Origin of the sequence: Chelatococcus sp. HY11 (assembly GCF_018398335.1) — a bacterium.
In the GTDB taxonomy this organism is placed as follows: Bacteria; Pseudomonadota; Alphaproteobacteria; order Rhizobiales; family Beijerinckiaceae; genus Chelatococcus.
The window spans coordinates 3,694,894-3,709,387 of the sequence record NZ_JAHBRX010000001.1 but is presented as its reverse complement, the minus strand read 5'-3'; the positions used below and the strand labels follow the sequence as shown (position 1 = coordinate 3,709,387).

Here is a 14,494-nt window from a genome sequence, read left to right as displayed (position 1 = left end):
GCGAAACAATGTGGCAAAATTCGGGAGGCCCATTCATTGAACGATCAGCCATCCGTGCAGATCGTCATCGCAGATGACCACCCGCTTTATCGCGGGGCCTTGCAGCAAACCATTACGACGCTCATGCCCCAGGCGATGGTGATCGACGTCGGCACTTTCGATGACGCGGTTGCGGTTCTGGCGGAAAAAGGCGACGTCGATCTCGTGTTGCTCGATCTCGCCATTCCTGGCGCCCAGCGCCTGTCCGGCCTGATGTATCTTCGCGCCCAGTATCCCGGCACTCCGGTCGTCATCGTGTCCGGCAATGACGATCGCACCGTGATTCGCGGCTGCATGGACTGCGGCGCCTCCGGCTTCATACCGAAGTCCCTCGGCGTCGCGAGCATCGGCGAGGCCGTGCGGTCCGTGCTGGCTGGAAACACCTGGGTCCCGCCGGACATCGACTTGTCGACAGCCGGGGATGCGGCGCTGGGCGACGCCGCCAAGCGCCTGTCCCGCCTCACGCCACAGCAGTTGCGTGTGCTCATGATGCTGACGGAGGGCCTGCTCAACAAGCAGATCGCCTATGAACTCAGCGTCTCCGAGGCGACCGTGAAAGCCCATGTCTCGGCGATCCTGCAGAAGCTGGGCGTCGAGAGCCGCACGCAGGCCGTCATACTGGCCGGCAGGGTGACGGGAACGGGAACAGCGGCCTGAGAATGGCCGTCCCTGCTATCGTTCCCATGTCGTCCTTCCCGGCTCCCGTATGGCGAGAAAGCCGGCAGTTCAATCGACCGTGAGCGTTCTCGGCTGTCATGGCCGGGCTTGTCCCGGCCATCCCGATGAGCTGAGGTGGCTTACTGGTCGGGATCACCGGGACAAGCCCGGTGATGACGATGGTATGCTTTGGGTCATAACTTTTGGGCAATTCCTGAATGTCGATTGGCCCTAAAAATCTGCCAGAAAGGCTTCGCTGCGGACGAGCGCCCTTTCGGTCAAGGCCGTTGGAAAGCCAATGAAGACATGACACCCGCCGGGATAGACCGCGAGTTCGGCGCGATTGCCGGCCGCTGTCCAGCGCCCGCTCATGAAGAGGCTGTCGTCGAGCAGCGCGTCGCGGGTGCCGATGGTGAAGATCGCGGGGGGCATGCCGCGGAGATCGCCATACAGCGGTGAAATGTCGGGGGCACGCAAGTCTCCACCGTTGCGCAGAAAGTTCTGCACGAACAAGTGGATGTCGAGCGTCCGCAGAATCAGTTTCTCCTCGCCGAACTGGCGGGCGCTTGGAGTCATGCCGAGGTCGAAGGCTCCCGCCACCAGATTGGCGGCGCGGAAGGGCGTGAGCTGGTGTCGGTCGCGCAGACGCAGCAGGGTCACGACGGCCAGATGCGCGCCAGCCGATTCGCCGCCGATGAACAGACGCTCTGTCCCGAAGCGGTTCTTGGCCTCACGGATTAGCCAGAGCGCCGCCGCCTCGCAATCATCCGGCGCGGCGGGATAGGGATGTTCCGGCGCGAGCCGGTATTCCACGGAGACGCAGGCTAGTCCCGCCGTCTCGACCCAGCGCTCGAGACGGCCGTCCTGCAGGTCTGCTCCGCCGAAGGTCCAGCCACCGCCATGGATATGGAAGTAAACGCCGCGCGGTTGTGGCGGTGCGATGATCCGGAGCGCGATCGGCCCACCCGGTCCCCGGATTGTCACCGTCTCGGCGCGCGGGCTCTTCGGCGCCAGCGGGAAGGCCCCGATGCCTTTGGCGCGCATGTCGCGAATGACGGCCGGCGGCAGGCTCCACTGATCGGGAGCCTGGTCGGCATTGGCGATGATGGTGGCATTGAGCGCCGCCGTCTCGGGATCGATGGCGGCGGGATCGAACAGGGCGGGATCAGGCATGCGACAGACCGGTTGCGCTCAATGGACGGGCCTGCGATGAAACAACAATGAGCGATCGTCGTCCAGCAGGCGGTATCGGCAACAGGAGCATGCGTATGGCCAATGGTTCACTGCAGCGTTTTCTCGGCGGTTCGCCGGGAGCGGTTCTGGTGCGGCTGGTCTTTCTGTCGATCCTGGTCGGCGCGCTCATGGCCTTCCTCGGGATCACGCCCTTCAGTCTGGTCGAAGGCGTCGTCAGGTTCATCGATCGCATCTTCGGCCGAGGCCTGGAAACGCTGATGGAAGTCGGACAATGGCTCGTCTATGGCGCCATCATCGTCGTGCCGATCTGGCTCCTGCTCCGCGTGACCAGCAAGGGACGATAGGCCTTCGGCAGTCAGATCTCGCGCGTCCAGGCGCTCGCATCGCGGCCAACATGGCTGTTGAGCGTGCCGCCTTCGGTCGCGAGCTTGGCGACGAGCCCCTGCTTGATGACGCCCACCAACTCGGGACCGTGATAGACCAACGCGCTGTAGAGCTGCATCAAGGTGGCTCCCGCGCGAAGCTTTTGCCAGGCGGTCTCGGCGGATGAAATGCCGCCCGCCGCGATCAACGGGAAAGCGCCTTCGACACGCAGGAAGGTTTCGGCCAGCATGCGTGTCGCGAGCGGAAACAGCGGCTGGCCGGACAGGCCGCCCGCCTCCGTCACGCGGGAATCCCGCAGTGTCGCGGGCCGGCTGATCGTGGTGTTGCCGACGATCATGCCGTCGATGGCGCGGGCGCGGGCCACCCGGACGATATCGTCGAGCTCGGCCAAGGTGACATCCGGCGCGATCTTGAGGACGACCGGACGACGCGGGCCATTGGCGCCGTCACGCGCCTCAATGACGCGGGCGAGGAGATCGTCAAGGGCGGCCGCCTGCTGAAGATCGCGCAGACCCGGCGTGTTGGGCGAGGAGATGTTGACGGTGAAATAGCTGGCATAGGGCGCGAAGGCCTTCACACCGGCCACGTAATCCGCCGCGCGATCGGCTGAATCCTTGTTGGCGCCGATATTGATGCCCAGGATGGCGGACGGGTTCGCCCGGCCGCGCCGCGCCTTGAGCCGGGCCTCAGCCGCGGCATGGCCACCGTTGTTGAAGCCGAGCCGGTTGATGACGCCCTGGTCCGCCGGCAGGCGGAAAACGCGCGGACGCGGGTTGCCCTCCTGCGGCCGCGGGGTCAGCGTGCCCGCTTCGACGAAACCGAAGCCGAAGCCGAGCATCGCATCCGGCACCTCCGCGTTCTTGTCGAAACCGGCGGCAAGGCCGACGGGGTTGGGAAAACTCAACCCGAAAGCCTCGACCCTGAGTTTCGGGTCATTCTGTGGCGGTGTCGCCGGCGGCAGGGCGGACAGGGCGCGAATGGTCAGACGATGCGCCGTCTCGGCATCAAGCTGCGCCAGGAACGGCCGCGCGAGGGAGGCGAGCATCGACATCATGGGATTTCTTCCGGAAAGATAGGGGCGCCATCGGGACCGAGCGGCAGCGGATCAATGCGGCGGACGGCGGATAGGGACAGGGGCGCATAGAGATGCGGGAAGAGATCGCCTCCGCGGGAGGGCTCGAAACGTAGTTCGGCCCCAAACGAGGCTGGATCAATGGCGATCAGCAGCAGGTTCTGTTGCCCGGCGAAGTGGCGGCGCGCGGTCTCGCGGACCTGCGCGGCCGTCGAGAAATGGATGAAGCCATCCGCATGGTCCACCGGCGCACCTGTGAAGACACCGTCCCGTTCGGCCTCCCGCCATAAGGCCTCCGGACAGATCTTGTAGATGCAGGTTTCGTCGATGGTGGACACAGGCGTCGCCTCCTCATCAGGTGGGTAGGGCAGGCGCCGCCGGAGATCAACCTGTCAATGCGGGAGACGGCCAATGCGAGGCTGACTGATGGGCGCCGGAACACCGATAGCTGCGCGTATCCCCCTTACCCCTCCCCCCTTGCGGGCAGGGTTAAGGGGTGGGGGCTCTCCGAGAGAAAACCAGACCCCGCCAAAATGCTGGCGCGAGCCGGGCGCGTGCTTCAATCTCTCCTTGCGAAAAGGCATATTATCCTATAATAAGGGAATTATCCTAGCCATCCATGAAAGCGGCCTCGATGCTCTCGCATGATCAGATCTGGTCAGCCGTCGATGGGCTCGCGGCGCGTTATGGCCTCTCACCTTCTGGTCTTGCCCGCAAGGCCGGGCTCGATCCCACGTCCTTTAACCGGTCCAAGCGCATCGGTCCGGATGGCCGCCTGCGCTGGCCGTCGACAGAGTCTATCGCCAAGATCCTGGAGGCGACGGGCGCGTCCCTCGACGAATTCATGGCGAGCCTGGAGCGTGGCGGGCGCCGCGCGCCGCGCGGCTTGCCGCTCATCGGCTTCGCGCAGGCCGGCCATGGCGGCTATTTCGACGATGGCGGCTTCCCCGTCGGCACCGGCTGGGACGAGGTCGCCTTCCCGGACATGGGTGACGATCGGTTCTACGCGCTGGAAATTTCCGGCGAATCCATGCTGCCGCTCTATCGCGACGGCGATGTCATCATCGTTTCGCCCACAGCGGCGCCGCGCCGGGGCGACCGGGTGGTGGTGCGCACCCTCGAGGGCGAGGTGATGGTGAAGGAGCTCAAGCGCCGCACGGTCAAGACCGTCGAGCTGCGCTCCCTCAACCCCGACCATGCCGACCGCGTGCTGTCGCTGGCGGATGTCTCGTGGATGGCCCGCGTCATGTGGGCGAGCCAGTGAGAGCAATCAAGGCAAGCGGCGCGCCCTTCGAGCGGCGCGCCTTTCACGGCCGCCGCTCGCCAATCTTGTCTTCAGGCGGCTCCGCGGGCAGCCAGGAAGGCCTGATGCTCGGCGATGAGCTCGCCGTTCAGCGCCTTGGCGATGAGCGCGCGCGTTTCCGGGATGCCGTAGACGGCCACGAAGGATCCAAAGCGCGGCCCGCGCTCCTCGCCCAGCAGGATCTGGTAGATCGTGTTGAACCAGGCGTTGGACACGCCGGGCCGCTCGGGCGTCGCGTTCTTGGCGTTCAAGTCCTGATAGCGCGGGATGGGCCGCGCCACGTCATAGAGAACTTCCTGGATCTTCTCGGCTGATGCATCCGCTGGAAGCACCGAAAGCGCCGCCGAGAGCGCCTCGAGCGCGGCCCTCTCCCCGTCGTCCGGCATGCGATAGGTCTTCGCCGGCTTCACGAAATCCTGGAAATAGCGGATGGCGTAGCCGACGAGCGCATCGAGCCGCGGATGCGTATCCGGGCCGACACCCGGCGCATAGCGGCGGATATAGCCCCAGAGCATGTCCTTGCTCTCGGCATTCGCCACCGCCACGATATTGAGAAGCAGCGCGAAGGAGAGCTGGCTGCGCCCGCTGTTGTCACCGGCCGCGGCAACGGTCTCCGGCTCCGGCGGCTTTCCGGCATGGATATGCCAGACTGGATTCGAGAGCCGCTGCGGCTCCGCCTGCTTCTGATAAGCGGCGAGATGGGCCGCATATTCATCCACTTGCCGTGGGATGACGTCGAAATAGAGCCGCTTCGCCTCACGCGGCTTGGAATACATGAAGAGCGCAAGGCTCTCCGGCATGCCGTAGGACAGCCATTCCTCGATCGTGAGGCCGTTGCCCTTGGACTTCGAGATCTTCTGGCCCTTCTCGTCCAGGAAAAGCTCGTAGTTGAAGCCATCCGGCGGCACCGCGCCGAGCGCGCGCGCGATCTGGCCGGACAGCTTGACGGAATCGATCAGATCCTTGCCGGCCATTTCATAGTCAACGCCGAGCGCGACCCAACGCATCGCCCAGTCCGGCTTCCACTGCAGTTTGACATGGCCGCCGGTCACCGGCGTCTCAAACCGCTCGCCGGTCTCCGGATCGCGCCACACGATGGTGCCTGTGTCCGCCCTTATCTCATCGAGAGGCACCTGCATGACGATGCCGGTCCTGGGATGGATAGGCAGAAAAGGCGAATAGCTTTGCGCCCGCTCGGCCCGGAGGCTCGGCAGCATGATGGCCATGATCGCGTCGTAGCGCTCCAGCACCAGCTTGAGCGTGGCATCGAACACGCCAGACTTGTACGTCTCGGTCGCCGACTGGAAGGAATACTCGAAGCCGAAAGCGTCGAGAAAGGCGCGCAGCCGCGCGTTGTTGTGCTGCCCGAAGCTCGGATGCGTGCCGAACGGGTCCGGCACCTCAGTCAACGGCTTGCCGAGATAGGCAGCCGTCTGCTCCTTGTTCGGGATATTGTCGGGAACCTTGCGCAGGCCGTCCATGTCGTCGGAAAAGGCGACGAGGCGGGTCGGGATCTTGTCCTCGGTCAGGACACGGAAGGCATGGCGCACCATCGAGGTGCGCGCCACCTCGCCAAAGGTGCCGATATGCGGCAAACCCGAGGGGCCATAGCCGGTCTCGAACAGCACCGATTTTTTCCCCGAGCGTTCCAGGCGTGCAACGAGCTTGCGGGCCTCTTCAAAAGGCCAGGCCTGCGATGCGTGGGCCGCATCGATAACGCCGCGATCGAGCGCGAGGGGGGTCGTCATGAACTCAAACTTTCAGGTTTTCAGGGTGTCGAAAGGGTCTGCCACCAGAGGCTCGACAGGGGCCAATCTGATGCAAACGCGGCGGACACTAGAACATCGACAGCTAAAGTGCACGCGGTTTCTGGTGAAATGCGTTGCCCGAACAAGAGGATAGCGCGCAAGATACGGCTGCGCGACCGATCAGCGGCCGAGCCCTTGGGGGAAGGCCAGGGGATCCAAGACGGGATCCGCGATGGGATCCGCCTGGCATGCCTCAGTAGAAACTCACCGGAAAGTACCGCAGGTAAAGCTCCGCATAGGTGCCATCCTCCCATACCTTCTGCAGGCCATAGTCAAGGGCCTGGCGCAGGATGGGGTCGTCCCGCCGGGTGATGAAGCCAACGCCCTCGCCAAAATACCGGCTCTCGGTATAAGGCCCGCCACTGAACCGGCAGCAGCCCGCGGCATCGCTCCCGTTCAGCCAGAGCGCCATGCTCAGCCCATCGGCGAAGACATAGTCCACCTTGCCGTCACGCAGGGCATCCTGTGCCAGGCCGAGGTTGATGAAGGTCTCGACTTTCGCGCCCGGAAAGGCCGCCTTGAGATAGGCGCGGTGGGCTGACTGCTCCACGACACCGACCGTGCGCCCGACGATCGTTTCCACAGTCGGCTCCGGCAGATCGCCGCCCCCCCGCGCCACAAAACGAGCGGGCGTCCGGTAGTAGGGCGTCGTCACCGCGAAGCGCTGGCGCAGCCCCTCCCGGATGGGGATGGCGGCGGCGATGGCATCGCCGCGACTTTCGGCGAGCGAGTCGAGAAGCGTATCGAAACGCCGCACCTGGATGGTGCAGGCGACCTGCAACACGTCGCAGACCGCACGCGCCAGATCCACCGAAAAGCCCGTCGGCAGGCCTTCCGCATCCGAGAAATGCAAGGGGGGGTATAGATCATCCGTGAGAAACCGGATGACCCGCAGGCCAGTCAGATCCGGCTTGTTCGGAGGATTCTGGCGATTCCAGAAATTCGGCACGGCAACCTCGTCCGAGGCCCCGCGCGGCCGCCCGTCCTGCGCCAAAGACGTCCCCGCGCCCGAGGCAATGGTGAGGATGATCGACAGGATGGCGGCAACCGCCGAGCGCGGCCAATGCGACCGAATGATCCGGACAATACGGGACGGCAAGGGCTTCATTCTGTTCCAGGCATCGGATGGCCAGCGTCTATTCGACCATGGAATGAGTCGGATTTGACTCGCAATCCTTGCTAAACTTCTAGCACAATGCGCCCCGGGGACAATTTGGGGGAAAACTATGCATCGGGGCAGCAATGCCAGCGGGGAAGGCTGGTTGTTGCGTTATCGGTGGTCACCGCAGGGCGACGATGAGCCCTTGCCACCCGAGATCGCCTTTCTGGCGGCACATGGGGTGACCGTTCCGCAACTCATCAAAGCAAAGCGTTACGCGCTTCTGTGGGGTGTCACACCGTCCGAGTCCCTGCTGGCCCTGGGCTTCATCGACGAGGATGCCTTTTACCGCGCCCTGGCCGCGGAGACAGGCGTGCCGCTTTTGCCGGCCGATATAGCGGTGTGTCCGCACGCACCCTACGACCTGGGAATTCGCTCGGGGATCGTGGCGCTGCAGCCCAACCGGCGTCGCCTCGCCTTCGCGATCGCCCCGCGCGGCAGCGCGGTGCAGGAGTTGCTTCTGCGGGGGCCCAAGCTCGCGCGGCAGGGTGTGGCATTGATCGCACCGCGACGCCTCGCCGAACGCGTCATGGCGGCATCCGCCGCCCGCATCGCGCGCCGCGCGGCCCACGAATTGCCCGATGAAGACCCTGCCCTCTCCGCACGCGACGGCGCGACAAAGGCACAGATCGTCTCCGTCGCCACGGCCGTGGGCGCGGCGAGCTTTCTGGCGACGCTGGCGCCGCTTCAAGTGCAGCAAGTCATCGTTGGTCTGATCAGCCTTATCTTCCTGGCCATGATCACGGTCAGGTTGGCCTGCTGCCTCGAGCGGGTGCCAGTCCGCCCCCGCCGCAAGGTTTCACGCGCCTGGGGCCAGGAATGGCACCGCGATGATCACCACGGCGATCAGCCGCACAGCGATGAACACCTGCCGGCCTACACCATCATCGTGCCCCTGTTTCGCGAGACACGCGTGCTGGGCCAGATCGTCAGCGCTCTACAGAACCTCGACTACCCGGCGGCCAAGCTCGATATCAAGCTTGTGCTGGAAGAAGACGACGAGCCCATGCGCGCCGCTGTCCGGTCCATGGAGATGCCGAATTTCATCGAGGTCATCATCGCCCCGTCAGGGCAGCCCCGGACGAAGCCACGGGCGCTGAACGTCGCCCTGCCGCTCGCGCGCGGAGAATTCGTCGTCGTCTACGACGCCGAGGATGTGCCGGATCGCGACCAGCTACGCCTGGCCGTGGAGACTTTCGCGCGCATGCCCCGCTCCGTGGCCTGCCTCCAGGCGCGTCTCGTCATCGACAACTTCAGGGATGGCCTGCTCGCCTCCCTGTTCGCGATCGAATACATGGCGCTGTTCGACGTCATCAATCCAGGCCTCGCCAGCTATGGCCTGCCGGTGCCGCTCGGCGGCACCTCCAACCACTTCCGGACGGAGGTACTGCGCGACATCAAGGGCTGGGATGCCTGGAACGTGACGGAAGATGCCGACCTTGGCGTCAGGCTGGCGTGTCGCGGCTACGACGTCGCCGATCTGCCATCGGCGACCCTTGAGGAGGCTCCGATGCACCTCGGCGCCTGGATGCGCCAGCGCGCACGCTGGATGAAGGGATGGATGCAGGTCTGCATCACCCACAGCCGCGCCCCGCTCAATACCGTGAGGACACTCGGCGGAGCCGGTTCGCTCGGCGTCGTGACGATGGCCTTCGGCACGGTCGCAACCGCGTTGGCCTATCCGCTATTCGCTACACTCGCCCTGATCATCGCGGCGAGGCTCGTGCTGAATGGCGGGAATATCGCGGTTTCCTCGATCGCGGACGCCGGTTTTGCGGCGCTTGCGCTCGTGGTCTTCACGGCAGGCTTCGTTTCGATGCTGCTGCCGCCCATCATCGGCATCGCCCGGCGCGGCCCGTGGAGGTTGATGCTCTATGTGCCGCTGCTGCCCTTCTACTACGTCCTGGTGTCGGTGGCCTCGTGGCGCGGCCTCGTCGGCCTCGTCACTTCCCCATTCAACTGGAACAAGACGGAGCACGGACTGTCCGCCCGGCGCCACAGCCTCCAGATTACAGGTAGCCCAAAAGATCTTTCGCCGCGACGTCCGGCGCGCGCTTGAGATCAAAGCCGTTCACGAAGCGCCCCTTGGCATCCATCAGATACACCATGGCCGTGTGATCCATGGTGTATCCGTCGCTTGTCGGCACCTTGCGCGCATAGACCTTGTAGGACTTGAGCACCGCCGCGATTGCCTCGGGTGAACCGGACAGCCCGATGATGCGTGGGTCGAACGCCCCGAGATAGCTTTTCAGCACCTCGGGCGTGTCCCGCTCGGGATCCACCGTGACGAACAGAACGCGCAGCTTGTCGCCCTGTGGCCCCGCGGCCCTGAGAAGTTCGGAGGCCTCGAACAGCGTCGTCGGACAGACATCGGGGCAATGGGTGAAGCCGAAGAATACCAGGAACGGCGCGCCGAGGAAGTCCTTGTTCGTAACGGTGCGTCCATCCTGCGCGGTCAGGGTGAATGGCCCTCCAACGGAGGATATCACCGGTTCATCGCGGCGAAAATCAACCAGCGAGACGATCGCGATGCCGAGCACGATAACGCTGAAGAGGAAAGCTGCGAGAGGGAGCGCCAGACGCCGAAGGCGGTCATGATTCATATGCGTTGCTCCCGTTACGCTACCCGAAGGCGATCCCTGTGCTCCGGAGCCGACATCTCCTCGGAGATGCCATCCGGACCGACTTTCCCAAGCCAATCCCTCGTGGACTATAAACCCTCGTGGACCAGGAACCCTCGTGGACCAGGCGGGCGGGGGGCGTCGGCAGCATCGCTATAGCCGGCACCGGCCCGGCAGGAGAAGGCGGCAGATGGTCGCCTCGCGAAAACGTCATTTGCTATGAACGGTAACTGACGCCCGCCCCGAAATGGGCGCAAACGACCAACGTCAAAAGCAGCCAGCGACCGCTGTCGTTATCCAGGCGAGGAAAACACCGTCACCCTGACTGGCCCACAGCATCACTCCCGCGAAAAGCGTCAGCACGGCCGCCACCGCAGACAGCCCGACAATCAGCCGACGGCTGTCGGAAGGTGTTTCGGTCGGCCCGGCGACGGGTTCGGACGAAGCCATGACGCAAGGATCCTTATTGATCATGTGGTCGCGGACCACTCCCGCAAGATAGTGGGCGACGCCCTCTTATGCGAGCATTTTCAGCATCTTCACCCGCCCGGCGGGGCGCATAACCCACAGCCCTGAACAGGCATAGACATCGCACGATTAGAATAACATCTCGAAATCTGTATGATGAGGCACGAATCATGATCGTGATTCCGGCATTCGTCACCATCGTAAACAGGACTGAATAATAAGGTTTTATGACGTCATTCTCTAATATTGATAAGAAAATAAGTAGATGCGTGACCTTCAGCCCCTAGGATCATCGTAACACTTGTCATGCAAAAGGTTCTACGCCATGGAAAAGGCGCGGGAGAAGTTGAATGACTGGCATATCACGACGTGACATCGACACGCTCGTTGGCACGGTAGACGATATGATCGCCTCTGAAATGATCGGAACCGGCGCAAGCGCGGCCGAACTCGCCGAGGCAATGGCGCATTTGGACGATCACGCAAACCAGGCGACCCTATACCCGTCAGCCACCCGCCGGGTGCGGCGCCTGATTGATCTCCTTTTGGCGGTGAGCGCACCGGCGGAGCGACTAGAGCCTGAAATGACCTGACTGGCAAAGCCGACAGAAGCGCAGCCGCGTCGGGTCCGCAGGTTGCCGGCGCGGCCTGATCCAGCCGTCGTCCAGCGCCTCTAGCGAGATTGATGCCTGCCCCCCGGGCATCCCGCAAACGGCGCTGAACTCAGGTCTTGCCGAGTTCAGCGCTTTAAGACGAACAAGCCGAAACGACTTATATGTCGCCGTGCGGATCCTGAACCCATACGGCTTCAGAGAGAAAGCCTCTTGAGAGGCGCTTATGGGCTGCCGGCAAACCGTGCTGATTGAATCCCGGCCAAGCTAGGGGTCGTCCCGGAATGCCCGGCACGGGCTTCCGCGAACAGTTTTCAGCCGGCGCAGCATTCTGGCGCAAAGCCGCCCCTATTCGAGCTGCCGCTCAGCTCTTCGGCCCACCAAACTCGGATTTGCCACCGTGGGCGGCGGACCATTGGGTCGGCTGCTTGAGGAAAGCTTCAACCTCAGCCAAAACACCGGCGTCGAAATGACCGCTCGCCTTCGCGACCTCCAGCACGTCCCACCATGTCACGAGCGCATGGAGATCGAGGCCGATGGCCTTCAGATCAGCGCGAGCCGTCGGGAATATATCGTAGAAGAAGAGCACGAAGCAGTGGTCGACCGTCTGGCCCGCGTTGCGGATGGCATCCGCGAAGGTCACCTTGCTGCCGCCGTCAGTCGCCAGGTCCTCGACCAGAAGCGTCCGTGCGCCTTCCACGACCTCGCCCTCGATCTGGGCGTTGCGGCCGAAGCCCTTCGGCTTCTTGCGGATGTATTGCATCGGCAGCATGAGCCGATCGGCGATCCAGGCGGCGAAGGGAATGCCGGCGGTCTCGCCGCCCGCCACACAATCGATCGATTCGTAGCCGATGTCGCGCAGGATGGTGGTCGCGGCGAAATCCATCAGCCCGGCGCGCAGGCGCGGATACGAAATCAGCTTGCGGCAGTCGGTATAGACCGGGCTCGCCCAACCGGACGTGAAGATGAACGGCTTCTCGGCGTTGAAATGAATAGCCTTGACCTCGAGCATCATGCGGGCGGTCTGGTGGGCGATCGTTTGTCTGTCTACCAACGAGGCTGCTTTCACCATCACTCTCTCCATCATCCCGGCGCGTCGCCCTGCTGCCCGCCACGGTGCTTCCACCGCCTCATGATCGATCGCTCGATCCGCAGGCCGCTTAAGAACACTGGCAGGCTCATCCTGACAAGCCCATTTGATCACCGGACACGACAGCGGGGCCATCGCACAGGAGAATGGCCAAGGAGAGCCGCATCCGCCTTTTCGTCATCCCCACTGTCGCTTATCGCGGGCCGCAGTTGCCTTGACCCTCATCTCCGCCTTCGCTAGACAGCCGAACAGGCTGGCCGGACGCATCGGTGCCCACCCGCCCCTGCGGCTGCCGAGCGGGACGGGCTCGGCAAGGCGGGCTGCCAGCGTTCTGCCCCTCGATGCCGCGGGGCCTAGCGGAGACGGAAGCTAATGACCTGACCTGGGTTTGTTGGAGCTTTCGCCACCGGCCTTATTTTTTCCTTGTCGAGACCCGAATCCGAGAAACCACCCATGCCCTTGAGCCCGACACGTCGCGACTGGCGGCTTATGCTGAACGATGTCGTGCGCGGTATCACCGCCTGGCACGTTTGGGTGCTGCTCGGCTTCAGCGATATTCGCCAGCGTTACAAGCGATCCAAATTCGGACAGTTTTGGATCACGCTGAGCATGGGCATTTTTGTCGCAGGCATCGGCATCGTCTACGCCTTCCTGTTCAACCAGCCCGTTCGCGAGTATCTGCCGTTCCTGGCTGTCAATATGGTCGTGTGGACGCTGATCGCCGGCATCGTCAACGAAGCGACGCTCGCCTTCGTGCAGGCCTCGGTCTACCTGCGCCAGGAGGCGATGCCTAAAACCGTCTTCATCCTGCGCATTCTCGTGCGCAACCTCATCGCCTTTGCCCACAATCTCATCATCATACCCATAGTCTGGATCTGCTTCCTGGTCGTGCCGAGTCCAGCCATGCTGCTCGCTATCCCCGGCCTGGTGCTGATGATGGTGGCGGCCTTCCTGTCCGCGATGATCATCGGGATCCTGTCGACACGCTTTCGCGATCTCCCTCAAATCATCCAGAACCTGCTGCAGATCGCGTTCTTCATGACGCCGGTGATGTGGCGGGTGGACCAGATGGGCGCGGCCGCCTGGTATATCGTGGGCTTCAACCCGTTCGCGGTCTTCCTGCGCATCGTGGCCGAGCCTTTGCACGGCCGCATCCCCGGCCTCGCGACCTACGCGAGCGCCTTCGTCGTCATCGCCGTGCTGACGCTCATCGCGGCGCCGCTGTTCGCCCGTTTCCGGGCGCGCATCGTCTATTGGCTTTAAGCTTTTGAGATCGGACAGGGCCATGCCGTCGATCGACCTCGTCAATGCCTCCGTGGAATTCCCCATCTACAACGCACGCGGGCGATCGCTGCGATCGAGCCTCCTCAAGCGTGTCGGCGGCCAGATCGAGAGCGAGAACGGCGACGTCGTCACCGTGAAGGCGCTGCGCAACATCAATCTGTCGCTCAAGGCAGGTGATCGGCTCGCCCTCATCGGCCATAACGGCGCCGGCAAATCGACCTTGCTGCGGGTCTTCTCCGGCTCCTATGAGCCCTCGGACGGCACCGTGGACATTGAGGGACGGATTTCCTCGTTGCTCGATATCAGCATGGGGATGGATCCGGAGCTGACAGGCGCCGAAAATATCATCCTGCGTGGCGTCATTGTCGGCATGTCCATCGCCGAGGCGCGCGCGCGCATCGGCGAGATCGCGGATTTCTCGGAGCTCGGCGGCTATATCGACTTGCCCATGCGCACCTATTCCACCGGCATGTCGCTCAGGCTCGCCTTTGCCATATCCACGGCCGTACAGCCCGATATCCTGCTCCTGGACGAGCTCATCAGCGTGGGCGATGCGGGCTTCGCCGACAAGGCCCTGCAGCGCACCGAGGACATGATGAACAACGCCAGCATCCTTGTGCTGGCGTCACACGACAGCAACGCTTTGCGGCAATATTGCAATCGGGCGATCATGCTGCGCGAAGGCCGCGTCATCGCCGAGGGCGGCGTCGACGAGATCCTGGACGTCTACGCATCGTCAAGGGCCGCGCCGGCGGCCTGACCCGGCCTCACCCACCATCCAACTTGTTGCGCGGCGGCCGCTCC

Annotated in this window: 15 protein-coding genes; 7 read left to right on the top strand and 8 right to left on the bottom strand. The window is 63.7% G+C overall.

Annotated elements, in window-relative coordinates; all coding sequences use genetic code 11:
• Positions 1-36 precede the first annotated feature (36 nt).
• Positions 37-696: a LuxR C-terminal-related transcriptional regulator gene (locus tag KIO74_RS16910; RefSeq protein ID WP_213332963.1), complete on the top strand. Its 660-nt coding sequence runs from the start codon at positions 37-39 to the stop codon at positions 694-696.
• A 231-nt stretch (positions 697-927) separates the two neighbouring features.
• Here the strand turns inward: KIO74_RS16910 and KIO74_RS16905 are convergent, their stop codons facing one another.
• Positions 928-1,869 carry an alpha/beta hydrolase gene (locus tag KIO74_RS16905; RefSeq protein ID WP_213332962.1) on the bottom strand — a complete coding sequence of 314 codons (942 nt, stop codon included), beginning with the start codon at positions 1,867-1,869 and terminating at the stop codon, positions 928-930.
• A gap of 95 nt (positions 1,870-1,964) precedes the next feature.
• Here KIO74_RS16905 and KIO74_RS16900 point away from each other — a divergent pair, with 95 nt between their 5' ends.
• On the top strand, positions 1,965-2,234 hold the full coding sequence (locus tag KIO74_RS16900; RefSeq protein WP_213332961.1) for a DUF6460 domain-containing protein: 270 nt from the start codon (positions 1,965-1,967) through the stop codon (positions 2,232-2,234).
• An 11-nt stretch (positions 2,235-2,245) separates the two neighbouring features.
• On the opposite strand, the gene KIO74_RS16895 is transcribed toward KIO74_RS16900, so the two are convergent.
• Positions 2,246-3,328, bottom strand: coding sequence for a quinone-dependent dihydroorotate dehydrogenase (locus tag KIO74_RS16895; RefSeq protein WP_213332960.1), 1,083 nt, complete (start codon positions 3,326-3,328; stop codon positions 2,246-2,248).
• Positions 3,325-3,684, bottom strand: coding sequence for a DUF952 domain-containing protein (locus tag KIO74_RS16890; RefSeq protein WP_291980227.1), 360 nt, complete (start codon positions 3,682-3,684; stop codon positions 3,325-3,327). Before KIO74_RS16890 ends, KIO74_RS16895 begins: the two co-directional genes overlap by 4 nt.
• A 296-nt stretch (positions 3,685-3,980) precedes the next feature.
• Here KIO74_RS16890 and KIO74_RS16885 point away from each other — a divergent pair, with 296 nt between their 5' ends.
• Positions 3,981-4,610, top strand: coding sequence for a S24 family peptidase (locus KIO74_RS16885; RefSeq protein ID WP_213332959.1), 630 nt, complete (start codon positions 3,981-3,983; stop codon positions 4,608-4,610).
• Positions 4,611-4,681: 71 nt separating this feature from the next.
• Here the strand turns inward: KIO74_RS16885 and KIO74_RS16880 are convergent, their stop codons facing one another.
• Together KIO74_RS16880 and KIO74_RS16875 are read right to left on the bottom strand one after the other, a co-directional pair.
• On the bottom strand, positions 4,682-6,397 hold the full coding sequence (locus KIO74_RS16880; RefSeq protein WP_213332958.1) for a lysine--tRNA ligase: 1,716 nt from the start codon (positions 6,395-6,397) through the stop codon (positions 4,682-4,684).
• Positions 6,398-6,650: 253 nt separating this feature from the next.
• Positions 6,651-7,565, bottom strand: a complete 915-nt coding sequence (locus KIO74_RS16875) for a transporter substrate-binding domain-containing protein (protein ID WP_213332957.1) — start codon at positions 7,563-7,565, stop codon at positions 6,651-6,653.
• A gap of 154 nt (positions 7,566-7,719) precedes the next feature.
• Between KIO74_RS16875 and KIO74_RS16870 the strand changes: the two genes are divergently transcribed.
• On the top strand, positions 7,720-9,675 hold the full coding sequence (locus KIO74_RS16870; protein ID WP_213332956.1) for a glycosyltransferase: 1,956 nt from the start codon (positions 7,720-7,722) through the stop codon (positions 9,673-9,675).
• Here the strand turns inward: KIO74_RS16870 and KIO74_RS16865 are convergent.
• Together KIO74_RS16865 and KIO74_RS16860 are read right to left on the bottom strand one after the other, a co-directional pair.
• Complete coding sequence (locus tag KIO74_RS16865) at positions 9,626-10,219, bottom strand: SCO family protein (protein ID WP_213332955.1); 594 nt, start codon at positions 10,217-10,219, stop codon at positions 9,626-9,628. The genes KIO74_RS16870 and KIO74_RS16865 overlap by 50 nt on opposite strands.
• Before the next feature lie 285 nt (positions 10,220-10,504).
• Positions 10,505-10,687, bottom strand: coding sequence for a hypothetical protein (locus KIO74_RS16860; RefSeq protein WP_213332954.1), 183 nt, complete (start codon positions 10,685-10,687; stop codon positions 10,505-10,507).
• Between the two features lie 368 nt (positions 10,688-11,055).
• Here KIO74_RS16860 and KIO74_RS16855 point away from each other — a divergent pair, with 368 nt between their 5' ends.
• A complete protein-coding gene (locus KIO74_RS16855) occupies positions 11,056-11,298 on the top strand; it encodes a hypothetical protein (protein WP_213332953.1) in 243 nt (80 codons plus the stop codon).
• A 382-nt stretch (positions 11,299-11,680) separates the two neighbouring features.
• On the opposite strand, the gene KIO74_RS16850 is transcribed toward KIO74_RS16855, so the two are convergent.
• A complete protein-coding gene (locus tag KIO74_RS16850; protein WP_213332952.1) occupies positions 11,681-12,388 on the bottom strand; it encodes an orotate phosphoribosyltransferase in 708 nt (235 codons plus the stop codon).
• 471 nt (positions 12,389-12,859) lie between these two features.
• Here KIO74_RS16850 and KIO74_RS16845 point away from each other — a divergent pair, with 471 nt between their 5' ends.
• The gene (locus tag KIO74_RS16845; RefSeq protein WP_213332951.1) at positions 12,860-13,669 is read left to right on the top strand and encodes an ABC transporter permease; all 810 of its coding nucleotides are present in this window, start codon (positions 12,860-12,862) and stop codon (positions 13,667-13,669) included.
• 22 nt (positions 13,670-13,691) lie between these two features.
• Positions 13,692-14,450, top strand: coding sequence for an ABC transporter ATP-binding protein (locus tag KIO74_RS16840; RefSeq protein WP_213332950.1), 759 nt, complete (start codon positions 13,692-13,694; stop codon positions 14,448-14,450).
• The last annotated feature ends 44 nt before the right edge of the window (positions 14,451-14,494 follow it).

Coding starts and splice junctions, on each gene's coding strand:
- KIO74_RS16905 (WP_213332962.1), bottom strand. CDS start 1,869: ATGCCTGATCCCGCCCTGTTCGATCCCGCCGCCATCGATCCCGAGACG.
- KIO74_RS16875 (WP_213332957.1), bottom strand. CDS start 7,565: ATGAAGCCCTTGCCGTCCCGTATTGTCCGGATCATTCGGTCGCATTGG.
- KIO74_RS16885 (WP_213332959.1), top strand. CDS start 3,981: ATGCTCTCGCATGATCAGATCTGGTCAGCCGTCGATGGGCTCGCGGCG.
- KIO74_RS16850 (WP_213332952.1), bottom strand. CDS start 12,388: ATGGTGAAAGCAGCCTCGTTGGTAGACAGACAAACGATCGCCCACCAG.
- KIO74_RS16845 (WP_213332951.1), top strand. CDS start 12,860: ATGCCCTTGAGCCCGACACGTCGCGACTGGCGGCTTATGCTGAACGAT.
- KIO74_RS16900 (WP_213332961.1), top strand. CDS start 1,965: ATGGCCAATGGTTCACTGCAGCGTTTTCTCGGCGGTTCGCCGGGAGCG.
- KIO74_RS16840 (WP_213332950.1), top strand. CDS start 13,692: ATGCCGTCGATCGACCTCGTCAATGCCTCCGTGGAATTCCCCATCTAC.
- KIO74_RS16880 (WP_213332958.1), bottom strand. CDS start 6,397: ATGACGACCCCCCTCGCGCTCGATCGCGGCGTTATCGATGCGGCCCAC.
- KIO74_RS16860 (WP_213332954.1), bottom strand. CDS start 10,687: ATGGCTTCGTCCGAACCCGTCGCCGGGCCGACCGAAACACCTTCCGAC.
- KIO74_RS16855 (WP_213332953.1), top strand. CDS start 11,056: ATGACTGGCATATCACGACGTGACATCGACACGCTCGTTGGCACGGTA.
- KIO74_RS16865 (WP_213332955.1), bottom strand. CDS start 10,219: ATGAATCATGACCGCCTTCGGCGTCTGGCGCTCCCTCTCGCAGCTTTC.
- KIO74_RS16895 (WP_213332960.1), bottom strand. CDS start 3,328: ATGATGTCGATGCTCGCCTCCCTCGCGCGGCCGTTCCTGGCGCAGCTT.